This is a genomic window from Oleiphilus sp. HI0117 (genome assembly GCF_001635235.1).
In genome coordinates this window covers 1-15,278 of sequence record NZ_LWGA01001208.1, presented here as the reverse complement: position 1 = coordinate 15,278, position 15,278 = coordinate 1, and the positions used below count along the sequence as shown (strand labels likewise).

General features: G+C 44.3%; 13 protein-coding genes. 11 read left to right on the top strand and 2 right to left on the bottom strand.

The annotated features are described in order from the left end of the window. On the bottom strand, positions 1-499 hold a 499-nt coding region (locus A3757_RS21245; RefSeq protein WP_068740256.1), incomplete at its 3' end, for a hypothetical protein. A 185-nt stretch (positions 500-684) separates the two neighbouring features. On the opposite strand from A3757_RS21245, the gene A3757_RS21240 reads away from it, so the two are divergent. After that, complete coding sequence (locus tag A3757_RS21240) at positions 685-2,136, top strand: hybrid sensor histidine kinase/response regulator (protein WP_068553660.1); 1,452 nt, start codon at positions 685-687, stop codon at positions 2,134-2,136. A gap of 203 nt (positions 2,137-2,339) precedes the next feature. Here A3757_RS21240 and A3757_RS21235 read toward each other — a convergent pair whose 3' ends face one another. Then, positions 2,340-3,254, bottom strand: a complete 915-nt coding sequence (locus A3757_RS21235; RefSeq protein WP_068512287.1) for a haloalkane dehalogenase — start codon at positions 3,252-3,254, stop codon at positions 2,340-2,342. A gap of 85 nt (positions 3,255-3,339) precedes the next feature. On the opposite strand from A3757_RS21235, the gene A3757_RS21230 reads away from it, so the two are divergent. The 10 genes from A3757_RS21230 to ispH all read left to right on the top strand — a co-directional run bounded on the left by A3757_RS21230 (position 3,340) and on the right by ispH (position 15,277). Continuing rightward, positions 3,340-3,873, top strand: a complete 534-nt coding sequence (locus A3757_RS21230; protein ID WP_068553661.1) for a DUF411 domain-containing protein — start codon at positions 3,340-3,342, stop codon at positions 3,871-3,873. Between the two features lie 297 nt (positions 3,874-4,170). Next, the gene (locus A3757_RS21220; RefSeq protein ID WP_197470191.1) at positions 4,171-7,713 is read left to right on the top strand and encodes a trypsin-like serine protease; all 3,543 of its coding nucleotides are present in this window, start codon (positions 4,171-4,173) and stop codon (positions 7,711-7,713) included. Positions 7,714-7,774: 61 nt separating this feature from the next. Further along, entirely contained in the window at positions 7,775-8,065 is a 291-nt protein-coding gene (locus A3757_RS21215) for a hypothetical protein (RefSeq protein ID WP_156491851.1), read from the top strand. Between the two features lie 14 nt (positions 8,066-8,079). Further along, a complete protein-coding gene (gene rrtA / locus A3757_RS21210) occupies positions 8,080-8,679 on the top strand; it encodes a rhombosortase (RefSeq protein WP_068509929.1) in 600 nt (199 codons plus the stop codon). A gap of 182 nt (positions 8,680-8,861) precedes the next feature. Beyond that, positions 8,862-9,182, top strand: a complete 321-nt coding sequence (locus tag A3757_RS21205) for a hypothetical protein (RefSeq protein WP_068512276.1) — start codon at positions 8,862-8,864, stop codon at positions 9,180-9,182. 204 nt (positions 9,183-9,386) lie between these two features. After that, positions 9,387-10,373, top strand: a complete 987-nt coding sequence (ribF, locus tag A3757_RS21200; RefSeq protein ID WP_068553663.1) for a bifunctional riboflavin kinase/FAD synthetase — start codon at positions 9,387-9,389, stop codon at positions 10,371-10,373. 85 nt (positions 10,374-10,458) lie between these two features. Beyond that, entirely contained in the window at positions 10,459-13,293 is a 2,835-nt protein-coding gene (gene ileS, locus A3757_RS21195) for an isoleucine--tRNA ligase (RefSeq protein WP_068553664.1), read from the top strand. Positions 13,294-13,304: 11 nt separating this feature from the next. Continuing rightward, positions 13,305-13,832, top strand: coding sequence for a signal peptidase II (gene lspA, locus A3757_RS21190; RefSeq protein WP_068553665.1), 528 nt, complete (start codon positions 13,305-13,307; stop codon positions 13,830-13,832). Between the two features lie 56 nt (positions 13,833-13,888). Beyond that, positions 13,889-14,326: a peptidylprolyl isomerase gene (locus A3757_RS21185; protein ID WP_197470190.1), complete on the top strand. Its 438-nt coding sequence runs from the start codon at positions 13,889-13,891 to the stop codon at positions 14,324-14,326. Continuing rightward, a complete protein-coding gene (gene ispH, locus A3757_RS21180; protein WP_068512267.1) occupies positions 14,327-15,277 on the top strand; it encodes a 4-hydroxy-3-methylbut-2-enyl diphosphate reductase in 951 nt (316 codons plus the stop codon). Position 15,278 lies beyond the last annotated feature (1 nt).

Here is a 15,278-nt window from a genome sequence, read left to right as displayed (position 1 = left end):
TCGACAGTATCTGTTTCACCATGGCTTGGTTTTTCTCAATAGCATTGCTTAACACTTGTTTGTGCTCCGGGCTGATGTCACTCGAATTCCTTAAGGCTTCAAGTCGGCTGGTGTCCATCATTTCCGGGTTCGCCTCAAATTCAATAGCGGCAGCCGCTTTGGTAATTCTTAAGGTGATCGCGGCCCACTCATCGATACTAGAGAAACCTTGAGACTGAACAAGCTGATTGGCGCTTGAATATAAGCCCGCTGCTTTCAGGGGGGATATCATGCTTTCAGGTGTCATCTTACTTGGATCTTCGACTTCGGTTTCATCCTTAGTCTTTGCTTCCAGTTGGGCTTGGTGCTTCTTACCCCAGTCTTCCAGGGCGTCTTGAGACTTCATCCAAGATGAAATTAGTTGTTCTGATAGCTTCGTATCGGTCGCAATGGCGTCTTTTGCATGGGCTGTCGCCAGCAATAATAAGCAGAAGGCGCTGACTAATTTTAGAAAATTCATATAAAAGATCGCTTAATTAATGGCTCTGTGAGTATTTTAATCGTGAAAACAATACGAACTCTACTATATTAAATAGCTATGTGCTTAATAATTACCTGGAGGTAATTAAGGGGTCTTGTTCTTGATCTCTTTTTTTAATTTAGGGTGAATAGAATAGAACTAAGATTCACTTGTTGGGTTGTTTGATGAAAAATACTGTTTTGATTGTTGAGGATAGCAAAGCGTTTGCATTGAGTGTAGAGGCGGCGCTGAGACAAGAAGGTAGTTATCAAGTGCTGGTCGCGCTTAATTATTCTGAAGCGGTTCAGTTAGTGGAGCTGCATCAAGAAGAAATATTTGTTGCGATCACAGACTTGAACCTGCCCGATGAAAGTGATGGCGCTGCTGCAAAGCTAGTGGCAGAAAAGAGTATTCCATGTATCGCTTTTACCGGCAACTTTAGTCCAAATCTACGTGAGATGGTTTTATCCTTGGGCGTATCCGATTATGTGTTGAAGAACGGGCAGCAGGATATCAGTTACGTTGTGCAGGTGATTAATCGAATGTCTGCCAATCGGAGTATGGAGGTTCTGGTCGTTGATGATGCACCGTCATCCAGAGATTTTATGAGTGCATTGCTCGAGAAGCAGTGTTTTAGTGTTACCTCTGTGGGGTCGGCTGAAAAGGCGCTGGATTTGCTCGACCAGGGTTATCAATACAAAATTATTCTTGTCGACTTGATTATGAATGGCATGGATGGATTTGAGTTGCTGGGTGCTTTGCGTTCACGCTTTGATATGAGTCAGATGGCTATTATTGGTGTGTCAGGAAAGGCATCATCAGACCAAATAGCGCAATTTATGAAGCATGGTGGGAATGACTTTCTATTAAAACCTTTCCAGCAAGAGCAAGTATGCAGTCGAGTCAACGCCAATGCCCAGCTTCTGGATCAGTTCTCTGAGTTGAGTAGTTTGAACCAGCAGAAGAATGAGTTGCTTGGTATGGCGGCTCACGATATTCGTGGCCCTTTGGGTGTTGTATCTTCAGCTGCGAGTATGTTGAAAAGGGAGATATCCGGAGAGCACCCGGAAATGTTGCTGGGTTTAGTTATCGAAGCTGCAGAGAGTATGGAGGAGTTGCTGGATAGATTGCTTGATGTGAGTTCGATTGAGGATGCTAATATCTCAATCGATATAGATCGGGAAAACCTTTGTTCCCTATTGGATAAAGCTGTTGCTGATGCCCAGCTCCTGGCGAATGATAAGCAGCAAAAACTTAACTTGGAATTGCCAGTCGAAGCCGTATGGGTTGAAGCAGATAGCATGCGAATTAAAGAAGTTGCCTATAACCTGATTTCCAATGCAATTAAATACTCGCCAGTTGGTGGGAAAATTGATGTTCGTTTATCGAGTAATCATAAAAAGGTGCGTATCGAAGTGATTGATGAGGCTGGTGGAATACCAAAGGCCGAGCAGCACTTATTGTTCAAGCCATTCTGCAATATATCAACCAAGCCAACAGCTGGAGAGCGAAGTACAGGCTTGGGCTTGTCAATCTGTCAGCGAATCATGAAACTCCATAAGGGTGAAATCAAATACCGTTCGAATGCTCAGGTGGGGAGCATCTTTGAGGCGGTCTTGCCTTGCGCGAATGACTGAGAGCTTGAAAACAATTGTTACATAATGAAAGAAAAGTGATACATACATCACGTTTTTAATGTCGTATTCTACAAACATTGAAGTACGGGGAAGTGATTCAGGCCCTCTGACCCGGAATAGGTTTCATTATTTTTCTTTGAAGTATTTGTTGTGATTTTGACCCGACTTTTTAGTCGGGTTTTTTATTGCCTAAGAAAAACTCTCTATGAGGCTGGGATTATATGATGATCTATCTCTGTTAGTAGGTTATTGACGACTTGCGCAAATTCGGCTCCTGAATCTTCTTGAAGAAAGTGGCCGCCTTTAAGTTTTACGTGTTTCATTCCCTTTGCACCAGGAATCTTCTTACGCATATACTTATCACCGCCTCGTGTTATAGGGTCTCCATTGCTGAATGCGGTAACGAAAGGCTTTTGCCATTTTTCTAATACCGCCCACGCTGCCTTGTTCGCTTTGCTTGCCGGGTTGTCCGGGCTTGTTGGTACTAAAGCCGGAAAAGCCCGAGTGCCTGCTTTGAACTGCTTGGATGGAAAGGGTGCATCGTAAGCGCGCTGCTCGTCTTTGCTAAAAGATTTAAAACTCCCCATCTCTACGATTTTTGCAATAGGGAACCAGGGGCTATTAAGCGCAAAAGCTTTCCATATCTTAAAAGCGGAAGGTACGTCTTCTTCACCTGTTGGTAGCATGCCATTACCGACTACAATTGCTTTGAAGCGCTCTTCATTTTCTGCCGCGAGTCGAAGGCCGAGCAATGAACCCCAGTCTTGGCAGACCAGTGTAATATTGTTTAAATCAAGCGCGTTGATTAAGGATAGGAGCCAGTCCATATGGCTTTGATAGGAGTAGTCTTCAATATTGACAGGCTTATCTGACTTGCCAAAGCCAATTAAGTCGGGAGCGATGACTCGATGCCCCGCAGCAGTGCAAATAGGGATCATGTGGCGGTAAAGGTATGACCAGCTGGGTTCACCATGTAACATGAGTATTGGGTCGGCACTTCCCGGGCCTTCGTCTATATAATGCATTCTCAAACCACCGACGTCGGTATAGTGAGCAGAAAAGCTATAGTTCGGCAGGTTTTTAAAGCGTTCATCAGGCGTACGGACAAATTTGACCATGAAAGAATTCCTTTATTGATAGGTCGATCTTTTTATTCAGAATTTAACTATAGCAGCTAGATTAAAAGGGTGAGGTAATTGCGATATGCAAATAGATAGAGAGAGATCTGTTTCGCTAGTTCGGCGCTTTATGATACTGAGTATGATGCTGGCGTTTGGTATCTTGAGTGCATGCGGTCAATCAGAGGATTCGTCTAGTACTGAATCGAGCGCAGCAGATAGAACTTTGACTGTTTATAAAACAAAGAGTTGCTCTTGTTGTTCTGAGTGGGTGGATCATATTCAACAGGGCGGTTTGTGGGCCATAGTTGTGAACCAGGATTCGGTGGCGCATATAAAAGATTTCTATCAGCTGCCTGCTAATGCTCGCTCCTGTCATACTGCTGTGTCGTCAGAGGGTTTCGTGTTCGAAGGACATGTTCCAGCGAAGTTTATTAAACAATTTTTATCAAACCCACCTGCTGGCTCAGTTGGTTTGATTGTTCCTGCAATGCCCTTGGGTAGTCCGGGTATGGAATACCAAGACAAGTTTAACCCTTATCAAATATTATCTATGAATCAAAAAGGTGTGCTTGAACCTTACGCTTCGATTGACTCATATGCTCAGCAGTTTGATTAGATTTGATCTGGCTTGATCTATAGAGCTTGTGTAAATGTTTTTGGAAAAAGGTAAATTTCGTAGAAACTTCCCATAAGAAAGGTTTATAGCGTCACAAAATTTAAATGCAGTTGTACAGTGTTTTTATAATCAATAGGGCTGGCTATAAAAGACTGATAAAATTCGAGGAGTTTTTTGCTGTGTTCCTGATGCATGATTTTAGTTGTTTTATATCTCTCAGCGTTTTACTTGTGCAGTACAGGTCCAGTTCAATATATAAAGATTATGAGTTCCATAGAGGTCAGGATGGCTAAGGGTATGTTTCTTTCAATGTGTGGTCAGGCTTTAGTTGCTAGGCGCAATGTCGGTATTGTTCGGGTGATGTTATTTGCCATGCTTGCTTGTGTTGCGAGTAGCTCTGCTCTCTCAGCTAATCGTATAGTCGGTGGCGACGAAGTTGAGGTAGAGAGTGATTACCCTTGGATGGTATCGCTCCGAAATTCGGCAACTGGCGAGCATGAATGTGGCGGTACCTTGATTCATGAACGTTGGGTGATGTCTGCTTCGCGTTGTTTCTATGAAGAGCCTGCTGAAGCAATTTCCGTCTATGTTGGAGATTATGATATCTCACGAATTGAAGAAACTGAGCGGCGTATTGGGGTGATTAGTCGCGTGGAGTCAGGTCGAGATTTGATGTTGCTTGAGTTGGCCGATGCGGTTGATGTGAGTGTTTATCCACCTCTTGAATTAGTTAGCTCAGCCATGTTTGAAGGTGTCGAAGCAGGTCATTTGCTAACAATTGTTGGATGGGGGGATCGTGATGGCAACCCCAATCTTATTTCTAGTGGGGGCGGTGAAGACACAATAAACGAAGACTTTCCAAGCGTATTGCATGAAGTGAATGTACCGTTGTTCAACCAGACCGAATGCAATAAAGCCTTCCTGAATGGCGATTTAGAAACGTCGTTGGGAGCTGACTTTTTACCAATATATGGTAATGCTATTGATGGTAAACATATTTGTGCAGGTTATATCGAAGAGACAGATGATGGGCTTCAAGGTCTATGCGAAAAAGATAGTGGCGGCCCTTTATTATTTCAAACAGGTGGTGAATGGTTTCAAGCCGGCGTGGCAAGCATAGCTCCTTCTGTTTGTGGAAGTCTGGATTATCCAGATGTTTTTACCCGGGTTTCAGCGTTTAAAGAGTGGGTGGACAATATTATAAACCCTGTCGATTTGACCCCAGACAAGCTTTCTCTGCCTGAAAATGTTACTTCAAGTATATTGGAGGATGGTGAGAACCCTGTATGTAGTGGTGGCTCGGATGAGTCTTTAAAATACAGAATAAAAGAGGTTAATGGTTTTTCTTTAAGTTTTACAAATAGTGCTGCTGATAGCTTTGTAATTGATAGTGTTGAGCTTCAGGTTGATGAGATTGAAACCAATGAATGTGGTGTAGGGACGGTAAAATATACACCTTCCGAGCTATCGATTACCAGCACGGAAGATAGTGCTTTGCCTGATTGCCAGGGCTCTGAGTTAGCTCCGGGGGAGAGTTGCGAGGTCCATATTCGGATGAACTTCCTTTCACCTGGTATCAAGTTTGCTACCTTGATGATAGGGGTTGAGGGTAAGGAGGAAAGCTACTCGTTTGAGTTGAGTGGTAATGTGATAGGGGAAGCTGATTTTAGCTCAAGTGTGGGTGAGGGAGTGTTTTTCTTTATAGAGAAGCAGAATGAGTGGGATTTACAGGGAGATATTGTTTCCGAATTAGTGTCAGACTACACCCTATATGAGCAAACGATGTTGATTGGTAAGGTTGATGGTAGCGGCCAATTGAGCTTTGACTGGAAAGTAGATGATACGAGTGTAATGGATGTCTCATTGTGGATAAATGGTGAAGAGCTTAGTGAATATAAGCCGGCTGAGGCTTATGGTCGTGAGACTATCGTGTTACCTGAAGATCAGGTCAATACTGTTGAGTGGCGCATGGCTAGGGGAGAACTTTGGCGTTCTACGAGTGAAAGTTCATTAGGGGATGAAGGCAAGACCTTGTATTTGAAGTCGGTTAATTTTACAGCAGATAACCCAGATGTAGTTGAGGATACAAGTCCTAGCAATTCAAAGTCTAGTGGTGGAGCATTCCACCCACTAGCGCTAGTGTTTTTGGCAGTGCTATTTTTCTTTCGTCGAAACGCTGCAGGTATATCGAAAACCTATCGTGCCATGAGTGTGGTGATTGTAATGCTCGTTGTTTCTTCAGGTTGGGCTCGCGCGGAAAATAGGATTATTGGTGGTGTTGACGCTGAGTTTAGGGATTACCCTTGGATGGTGTCATTACAAAATAAATATACTGGTGAGCACTTTTGTGGTGCAACCTTGGTGGATGAATACTATGTATTAACGGCATCTCACTGCTACGCCGGGGAGGCTTTGGATAGTCTTGTTGCGGTTATTGGTGCTTATGATTTGAGTAACTCGTCTGGGTATGATTTGCCAGAGCAGAGCAATGCGCGAGCCGTTAATCTCATAGAATATAATGAGGCTGAAAATGGCGATTATTTATTGTTTCAGCTAGCCGAGACTGTGAGTGATGTGCCAGTGCTCTCGTTAGCTACTGAGGCGGATATGCGCAAAATTGCTGAAGGCGATTCCTTGCGCGTTATTGGTTGGGGGGATATAGACCCAGACGATAGTGTCGCGACTTACCCGGATGTTCTCCAAGAAGCAGATGTAACGCTAATGAATCATGAAACTTGCCAGGATAATTATGCCGAGATTGGTGATGAGGTGACTGACGACATGGTATGTGCGGGTGTTCAAGCTGGTGGTTTAGACTCTTGCCAAGGAGATAGTGGTGGCCCTTTGCTTTGGCAGAATGAGAATCGTGACTGGGTTCAGGTTGGTGTTACGAGCTTTGGTGAAGGGTGCGGGCAGGCACAGTACCCGGGAGTTTATACTCGTGTAGCTTCTTATTTGGATGATTTTGAGGGAGTTAAAGAGTGGTCTGATGTTGTGTTGAATGCTCAATATCTGGGGGAAATGACTGTAGGGTCTCCATATGAATATACCTTGAATTTAACTAGTAATCTGGTTCAGCCTTTTGAGATCAGCTGGATGCAATTTGGGTCTGGTGATGTGAGCGGGTTTCAGGTTGTCGGTGATCGTTGTTCAAATGACGTGCTGTATTTGGGTGATAACTGCGAGTTGGATTTGAAGCTGGACTTTGATCAGGATGGTGAAAAAACGGCTGTCATGACGGCAATATATACAAATGAAGGATTTAATTGGTATCGCTTATCTACCAGAGTATATCCGGAAAACGATATGGAAATAGCTGGAAGTGGTATTGATTTTATCCTTGAGTCAGCGAGTACATGGCGAAATGTGGGGGATAGTGAGTTAGCGGTGGAAATGCCAGACACGCAAGATATATCACGTTTCTCTTCACGCTTTTCCCGGGCGGGAACGCTTGCTTTTGACTGGCTACTATCAAGCTCTGATGTGATGAATCTGGATGTTTATATTGATGGTGTTCGTCAAACGACTGAAGTGGTTGACGGTGTTGAGCAAGATTTAGTCGTAGGAAGTAGCTATTCGAACGTCGTTATAGAGCTGCCTGAGGGTGGCGCTTATGTTGAGTGGGTGTTGGCGAGAAAGCGAGGCGCTAGCCTTGGTTTGGGTGAGGGGGACGATGCGCGAATTGCATCAATTAGTTTTACCGCAATTGAAGCAGAGCAAGAGGAAAGTGACAGCAATAAAAAGTCTGATTCAAGTGGTGGCGCCATTGCTTGGCAACTGATATGTCTATGTTTGCTATTGCTGACTTATCGTCGTAGGTTCTTAAAACTTGCGCCTTAGTCTTTATTTGAGTGTTAGATTGATGTTACGTATGGTTTTAGTTCGGTTTGTTGGTGTGCTCATGCTTTCAGGGGGTGTGTTAGCGGGTGGCCCTGAAAATCAAGTTCCGGAGCCGATAGTGCTGCAGTCTCTTGATAACGAGGCGATCACCTTCCAGGCAAAAAGCAATGGCTGCACCAAGCCTGAAGACTTTCGGATGAGAGTGCAAGGGCGCGACGTGTCTGTGCTTAGGGTGAAGAAAGACTCTTGTCGACGAATGCCTTTTTGGAAAACATTTTCACTTCCCATTTCTCTGGATTCCAGAGAAGTTCAGGTTTATTTATTAAACCCTCTTGTCCTTAGACCTCTTTAGGTCTGCTTCTAGGTATGGAAAATACTGATTCTAGAAAGCACTTATTGCAGCTTTCTATTACTTTTCTCATATTTGTTATTCCTTCGTTTGCTATAGAGCTTAGTGACACCTTTTTATTTGAAAATAGCCAGTTTGATTTTAGCTTTGATCGGCAGCGTATTGCTGAAGGGCAATGGTGGCGCTTGCTGGTGGGGCATTTTGATCACCTGAGTTGGTTTCATCTCGGTTTGAATGCTCTATTCCTTGGGGTTTTGTTGTTTACCTTTTCAGGCTTGGGGCGAGCGGTGCGTATTGTTTCTTTGCTCTGCGCTTTCTTTCTTATTATTAGCGTCATGATATGGTTCTGTAGTCCGGGTCTAAGTGTCTATGTGGGCTTGTCGGGAGGCTTATACGGTCTATTGGTTTATGCTTTGTATCAAGATCACTTGTACCCACTGTGGTTGCGTGTGCTAGTGTTTTTGGGTTTATTGGTTAAGGTTGTCTACGAATACTTTGCTGATGCTAGCGAGCAGGTAGCAGAGCTAATTGGTGGTTCAGTTGCGACAGATGTTCATGTTTATGGTGTGTTTGCTGGTGTGCTGAGTGTTATTTTCTTAAGAATTTTTCGTATTTGATTGATAGCTGTGTCGCAACTTAGACACTGAGATTGTTATCGATTGTTAAATCACTTTATTTTTTGTGTTCGATATCATTTAATAGTCTGACTGAAATTTGCTCAATAAATGGACAAACGTAAATGAAGGATATCTGCGTTGAATTTGTTTAGGTGTAGGGAGTGAAAGTGAAGGAGAGTCTTATGAAAAGTTTAAAACAGTCAGTTGTCGTAAAGTTGATGTCAGCTTTTTTGTTTTCGGTGATATTTGCCAGTGCGTCGGCTTATGCAGAAGATGACGAGTTTGTTCCTGCTTACCAAAATGAAGGGAACTATCAGATGGAAGATCCTGATAAATATTTTACCTACCGTGAGGGGCGTAAGTATTACACTTCTGGTAAGGAAAACGGTATTCGCGTGAATGAGAATAACGAAGAGTCAACCGATGAGACCGTTGGTATTCTGACCTTTATTCTTGCACCAGCGACAATAATTTATATGAACCTAGTAGGTTGGTGGGAATAAGTCTTACTTTTCATTCTGCAAATAGAAAGCTGCATTTCTTAAATATTCGGGCGGTAAATTGCCTAGATTGCAAAGAAATGTGGCTTTTTTCATTTCTATTAGCTAGCTGTGGTCTGAGTTGATTGAATCTTCCCCTCCTGAGCAAGTATAATCGGCGACTATTTTGTGGCATGTTTTTACTAGGAACTTATACAAGCTGTGGCGATGCGATTATTAAGAGGGATGCATAACCCCGGGCTGATAGCAGCTTGTCAGCACTTAAGCACAAATAAAAGTTCGCCTAATACGGCATGTGTTGCAACGATTGGCAACTTTGATGGTGTGCACCTTGGGCATCAAGCGATTCTAGAGCAAGTAGTTACCGAGGCAAAAACACAAGACTTACGGTCCGTTGTTATTATTTTCGAGCCTCAACCTCTTGAGTATTTTAAAGCCGATGAAGCGCCTGTTCGTTTAATGCGCTTTCGAGAGAAGTATCAGGCGATATCCGAGTACGGTATCGACTTTGTATTTTGCTTAAAATTTGATGCGCATTTGAGTCAGCTTAGTGCAGAAGAGTTTATTCAGCAGGTTTTGGTGGATCACCTGAGTATTAAGCACCTGGTGATTGGTGATGACTTTAGGTTTGGGGGCGACCGCTCGGGTGATTATGCGCTCTTGAAAGATGCGGGAAAGCGCTTTGGTTTTAGCGTTGAAAGTACTCAGACAGTTGAGTGTGAAGAATCACCTCTTAGAGTTAGTAGTACGCTGATTAGAGAATTGTTGGCCAAGAGTAATTTTAGTGCTGCTGAGAATGCTTTAGGGCGCCCTTATAGTTTCATGGGTAAGGTTATCCACGGCCAGAAACTTGGACGCCAATTAGGGTTTCCGACAGCGAATGTAGCCTTAAAGAGAACGAAAGTACCATTTTCAGGTGTCTATGTCGTAAGCCTTTATTTGAACGGTGAGGATAATACCCCTTATCAAGGTGTAGCGAATGTTGGGGTTAAACCAACCGTTGGGAATTACTTGCCTTCTCTAGAAGTACACCTGTTCGGCTTTGATCGAGATATATATGGCCGAAATGTTCGAGTTGTTTTTCATCAGAAAGTACGTGATGAGCAGCGTTTTAATGGTATTGACGCTCTGAAAGAACAGATAGATAAAGATGTTAAGCAGGCCAAGGAATATTTTAAAAAATTGGCCAGCTAGAAAGATATAAACGCGATCTTGATAAAAAATTATTGAGTGCCTTAGTGATCTAAGGACAATATTGACAACCTGATGTGACAATAATATGAGTGATTACAAGCATACTTTAAACCTTCCCGAAACCAAGTTTCCAATGCGTGGCAATCTGGCTCAGCGAGAGCCTGGCATGTTAAAGCAGTGGCAGGATATGGATTTGTATCAACAAATCAGAACCGCCCGGGCGGGAGCAGAGAAGTTTATTCTTCATGATGGCCCTCCGTATGCAAACGGTAGTATTCATATTGGTCACGCGGTTAACAAGATTCTTAAAGATATTATTGTCAAAGCGAAAACAATCAGTGGTTATGACGCACCTTACATTCCGGGTTGGGACTGCCACGGCTTACCGATTGAACACAATGTCGAAAAGAAAAAAGGCAAGGCCGGCGTAAAAATAGACTACCCTGAGTTTCGTCAGGCCTGTCGTGACTACGCGGCTAAGCAGGTTGCAGGCCAGAAAGAAGACTTTATTCGTCTAGGTGTTCTGGGTGACTGGGATAAGCCTTACCTAACCATGGACTTTAAGTTTGAAGCCGATATTGTCAGAGCCTTGGGACAAATTATTGAAAACGGCCACTTGCAGAAAGGCTTTAAGCCGGTTTACTGGAGTGTTGTCGGTGGTTCTGCATTAGCTGAAGCAGAAGTTGAATATCAGGATAAGCAGTCAACAGCGATCGATGTTCGTTTTAATGTCGCCGACCAGACTGCTGTTTACGAGGCTTTCTCTGTTGATGCGCAAGATGTGCCTATGTCTGTTGTGATCTGGACGACCACGCCATGGACATTACCTTCTAACCAAGCGGTATCTTTAAACGCTGAATTAGAATATGCCTTGGTTAAGGCTGACGCGGGTAATGGCACTGAGCTACTTATCATGGCTGATGCTTTAGTTGATGATAATGCTGAGCGCTATGGTTTGGAGTCTTTTGAAGTCTTAGGCCGTTGTATTGGCCAGGCGCTTGAGAAACAAGCGTTGATTCATCCTTTCTATCGAGATCGTCAGGTTCCCGTTATTTTGGGTGACCACGTCACTACCGACGCGGGTACCGGTGCGGTTCATACAGCACCCGATCATGGTGTAGACGATTTCAATGTAGGTAAGAAGTACGGTTTAGGCACGCTCAACTATGTTGATGGCGGTGGCACTTTCCGTTCTGATGTCGACAAGTTTGCTGGCCAGCATGTTTATAAGGTTGATGCAGCGATTTTAGAAGAGCTAGAGAGCCAAGGCGCACTGCTTAAGAAAAAGGTCTTCACACATAGCTATCCGCATTGTTGGAGAACCAAGACTCCGCTGATTTATCGTGCGACGCCGCAATGGTTTGTCAGTATGACCCAGAACGGTTTGAAAGAAGCTGCATTGGAAGCGGTGAAAGGTGTTCAGTGGGTACCTGAATGGGGTCAGAATCGTATCGAAGCAATGTTGGAGCAAAGCCCTGATTGGTGTATCTCTCGCCAGCGTACTTGGGGTGTTCCGATTACTTTGTTTGTTCATAACGAGACACAAGAGCTTCATCCTGATACACAAAATTTGATCGCTAAAGTAGCTGAGAAAATTGAACAGAAGGGTATTGATGCCTGGTTCGAATTGGATGCGAGCGAATTATTAGGTGATGACGCTGAGAATTACACAAAAGTAACCGACACTTTAGATGTTTGGTTTGACTCGGGCGTGACGCATGCCGCGGTATTAAAGCAGCGCGAAGAGCTAGGTCAGTACCCTGCCGATTTATACTTGGAAGGCTCGGATCAACACCGTGGTTGGTTCCAGTCCTCTTTGAAGACGGGTATCGCGATTAATAATGCAGCACCTTATAAGCAGGTGTTAACACACGGCTTCACCGTTGATGGTGAAGGCAAGAAGATGTCCAAGTCTTTGGGTAACGTTGTTTCGCCACAAGAAGTGATGAACAAGCTAGGGGCTGATATCTTGCGTTTCTGGGTAGCGGCAACAGACTATAGTGGTGAAATGACGGTTTCTGACGAGATCCTCAAGCGAGCTGCCGAATCTTATCGTCGTATTCGAAATACTGCGCGCTTCCTGTTGTCTAATATCAATGGTTTTGAGCCAGAGAAGGACTTGGTAGCGCCTGAAGAGATGATGTCACTAGATCGTTGGGCGGTTGATAAAGCCTTAGAGCTTCAAACTGAATTGCAAGAAGCTTATGACGAGTATAGTTTTCTTAGTGTTTCACAGAAAATTGTTCACTTCTGCGGCGTTGATTTAGGTGGTTTCTATCTGGATATCATCAAAGATCGACAGTACACCACTCAGGCAGATAGTCTAGCTCGTCGTTCATGCCAAACAGCGATGTACCATATTCTTGAAGCGATGACTCGCTGGATTGCGCCAGTTCTAAGCTTTACTGCAGACGAAATCTGGGCGGTTATGCCTAAGCCTAAGGGTGAAGAACGTGCATCAAGCGTAATGCTTTGTTCCTGGTACGAAGGTTTGTTTGCGATGGATGCAGATAGCCAGCAAGGTTCTGAGTTCTGGGCAACGGTGCTAGAAGCGAAAACGGCTGTGAATAAGCGTATCGAAGAAGAGCGTAATGCGGGCAAGATCAAAGGTTCTCTTGGAACAGAAGTGAGCTTGTATTGTGAAGGCGGTTTGTACGAAGTGCTTAAGTCCTTGGGCGATGAGCTACGTTTTGTCTTGATCACCTCTGAGGCGACAGTTGGCGAACTATCGGCTGCTGAAGGTGCGCTACCAAGCGAAATGGAAGGCTTACTGATCAATGTTAAAGCATCTGAACACCAGAAGTGTGAGCGTTGCTGGCATCACCGTGAAGATGTCGGTCAGCATGAAACGCATAAAGATTTATGTGGCCGTTGTATTGATAATGTTGATGGCGCTGGCGAACAGCGACAGTTCGCATGAGCCAAGCAAACATGACCAATACAGCGAATGATTCAGCGCAGGTGAGCTTGTTTGCCCATATGCTGCGCTGGCTATCACTGAGCACCGTCATTATTGTTGTCGACCTGCTCACTAAATTTTATGCCAGTACGAATCTTGAGTATGCGGTACCTGTACCGGTGATTGATGGCTTTTTTAACTTTACCTTATTACATAATACCGGTGCAGCGTTTAGCTTTCTGGCAACGGAGTCAGGCTGGCAGCGTTGGTTCTTTGTCATCTTGGCAACCGGTGTCAGTGCCGCGTTAGTTGTCTGGCTAAGAGGTTTACGAGAAGAGCCTTGGGTTGCCTGCTCGGTCGCCTTGATATTAGGCGGTGCGATAGGGAATTTATATGACCGTATGACCTTAGGTTATGTTGTCGACTTTCTTCATTTCTATTGGAATAACTATCATTTCCCTGCCTTTAATATCGCTGATACGGCGATTTCTATTGGTGCTGCAATGATGGTCATAGATGTTTTTCGTGGCAATAAACCAGACTCTGAGGATGGTTTATAGTCCCTTGTATTTGTGAGAGCACAGGCTCTCACCTTGTTATTTGAGTGGTACAAAATTTGTCTTTAGTTGTCGGTGAAAATACTCTGGTTACATTGCACTTCTCGTTAAGTATGGAAGATGGCGCAGTGATCGATTCTACCTTTGATAAGAACCCAGCACGCTTTGAGTATGGTGATGGTCAATTACCCGATGGTTTTTTATCCTTCTTAGACGGGATGAGTGAAGGCGAAGAAGGAGAATGGCAGGTTCCACCAGAGAAAGCTTTTGGCATGCCTAACCCAAACAATCAGCAAGTCATGAAGCGAGCAGACTTCCCGGAAGATATGGAATTAGCTGAAGGCTTAATGATCTCCTTTGCCGACGCAAACCAGTCTGAGTTGCCTGGCGTGGTTAAAGCCTTTGATGAAAATGAAGTGACCATTGATTTTAACCACCCTTTAGCGGGCCAGACCTTGTCGTTTAAGGTTCAAGTTGTCTCGGTTGAGGCCTTGTAAATGAAGATTAAACTGGCGAACCCTCGTGGCTTTTGCGCGGGTGTTGATCGTGCTATTGAGATTGTTAATCGTGCACTCGAAGTCTTTGGTGCCCCCGTCTATGTGCGCCACGAAGTGGTCCATAACCGCTTTGTGGTCGATGACTTAAAGCAACGTGGTGCCATTTTTGTCGATGAGCTGGAAGAAGTACCGGATGATTCCTTGGTTATCTTCAGTGCTCATGGCGTATCCAAGGCGGTTCAAGCCGAAGCAAAAGAGCGTGATTTGAATGTCTTCGACGCGACCTGTCCACTGGTAACTAAAGTCCATATCGAGGTGACCAAATACAGTCGCGATGGTATGGAATGTGTGTTGATTGGTCACGAAGGACACCCTGAAGTTGAAGGAACGATGGGGCAGTATGACTCTTCTTCAGGTGGCAAAATTTATTTAGTGGAAGATGAACAGGATGTGGAAAGCTTAGTTGTAGAAAAGCCGGATGCTTTGGCTTATGTCACGCAAACAACGCTATCTGTCGATGATGCCGCGAAAGTGATTGATGCCTTGCGTAGAAAGTTCCCCAATATTCAGGGGCCGCGTAAAGATGATATTTGCTATGCCACTCAAAACCGGCAGGATGCTGTAAAGGGCTTGGCAGACTCAACTGACTTGATGCTGGTTGTTGGTTCACCTAACAGTTCAAACTCTAATCGCTTACGTGAGCTGGCTGAACGTATGGGAACGCCTGCTTATTTGATTGATGATCACTCACAGATTCAACCGGAATGGTTGCAGTCGGCAAACGCAATTTCCGTTACGGCTGGTGCGTCTGCACCCGAAGTTCTCGTGCAGAAAGTTGTCGATCGTTTGGTAGAGTTGGGGGCTAAAGAAGTTGAAGAGGCTGATGGCCGTGAAGAAAATATCGTTTTCAGCATGCCGAAAGCTCTAAGAATACCCGCAGAAAATATTTAGA

Bases quoted from the DNA above. Each gene is read 5' to 3' on its own strand.
- A3757_RS21240 (WP_068553660.1), top strand. From the start codon at position 685: ATGAAAAATACTGTTTTGATTGTTGAGGATAGCAAAGCGTTTGCATTG.
- A3757_RS21235 (WP_068512287.1), bottom strand. From the start codon at position 3,254: ATGGTCAAATTTGTCCGTACGCCTGATGAACGCTTTAAAAACCTGCCG.
- A3757_RS21230 (WP_068553661.1), top strand. From the start codon at position 3,340: ATGCAAATAGATAGAGAGAGATCTGTTTCGCTAGTTCGGCGCTTTATG.
- A3757_RS21220 (WP_197470191.1), top strand. From the start codon at position 4,171: ATGTTTCTTTCAATGTGTGGTCAGGCTTTAGTTGCTAGGCGCAATGTC.
- A3757_RS21215 (WP_156491851.1), top strand. From the start codon at position 7,775: ATGCTTTCAGGGGGTGTGTTAGCGGGTGGCCCTGAAAATCAAGTTCCG.
- rrtA (WP_068509929.1), top strand. From the start codon at position 8,080: ATGGAAAATACTGATTCTAGAAAGCACTTATTGCAGCTTTCTATTACT.
- A3757_RS21205 (WP_068512276.1), top strand. From the start codon at position 8,862: ATGAAAAGTTTAAAACAGTCAGTTGTCGTAAAGTTGATGTCAGCTTTT.
- ribF (WP_068553663.1), top strand. From the start codon at position 9,387: ATGCGATTATTAAGAGGGATGCATAACCCCGGGCTGATAGCAGCTTGT.
- ileS (WP_068553664.1), top strand. From the start codon at position 10,459: ATGAGTGATTACAAGCATACTTTAAACCTTCCCGAAACCAAGTTTCCA.
- lspA (WP_068553665.1), top strand. From the start codon at position 13,305: ATGACCAATACAGCGAATGATTCAGCGCAGGTGAGCTTGTTTGCCCAT.
- ispH (WP_068512267.1), top strand. From the start codon at position 14,327: ATGAAGATTAAACTGGCGAACCCTCGTGGCTTTTGCGCGGGTGTTGAT.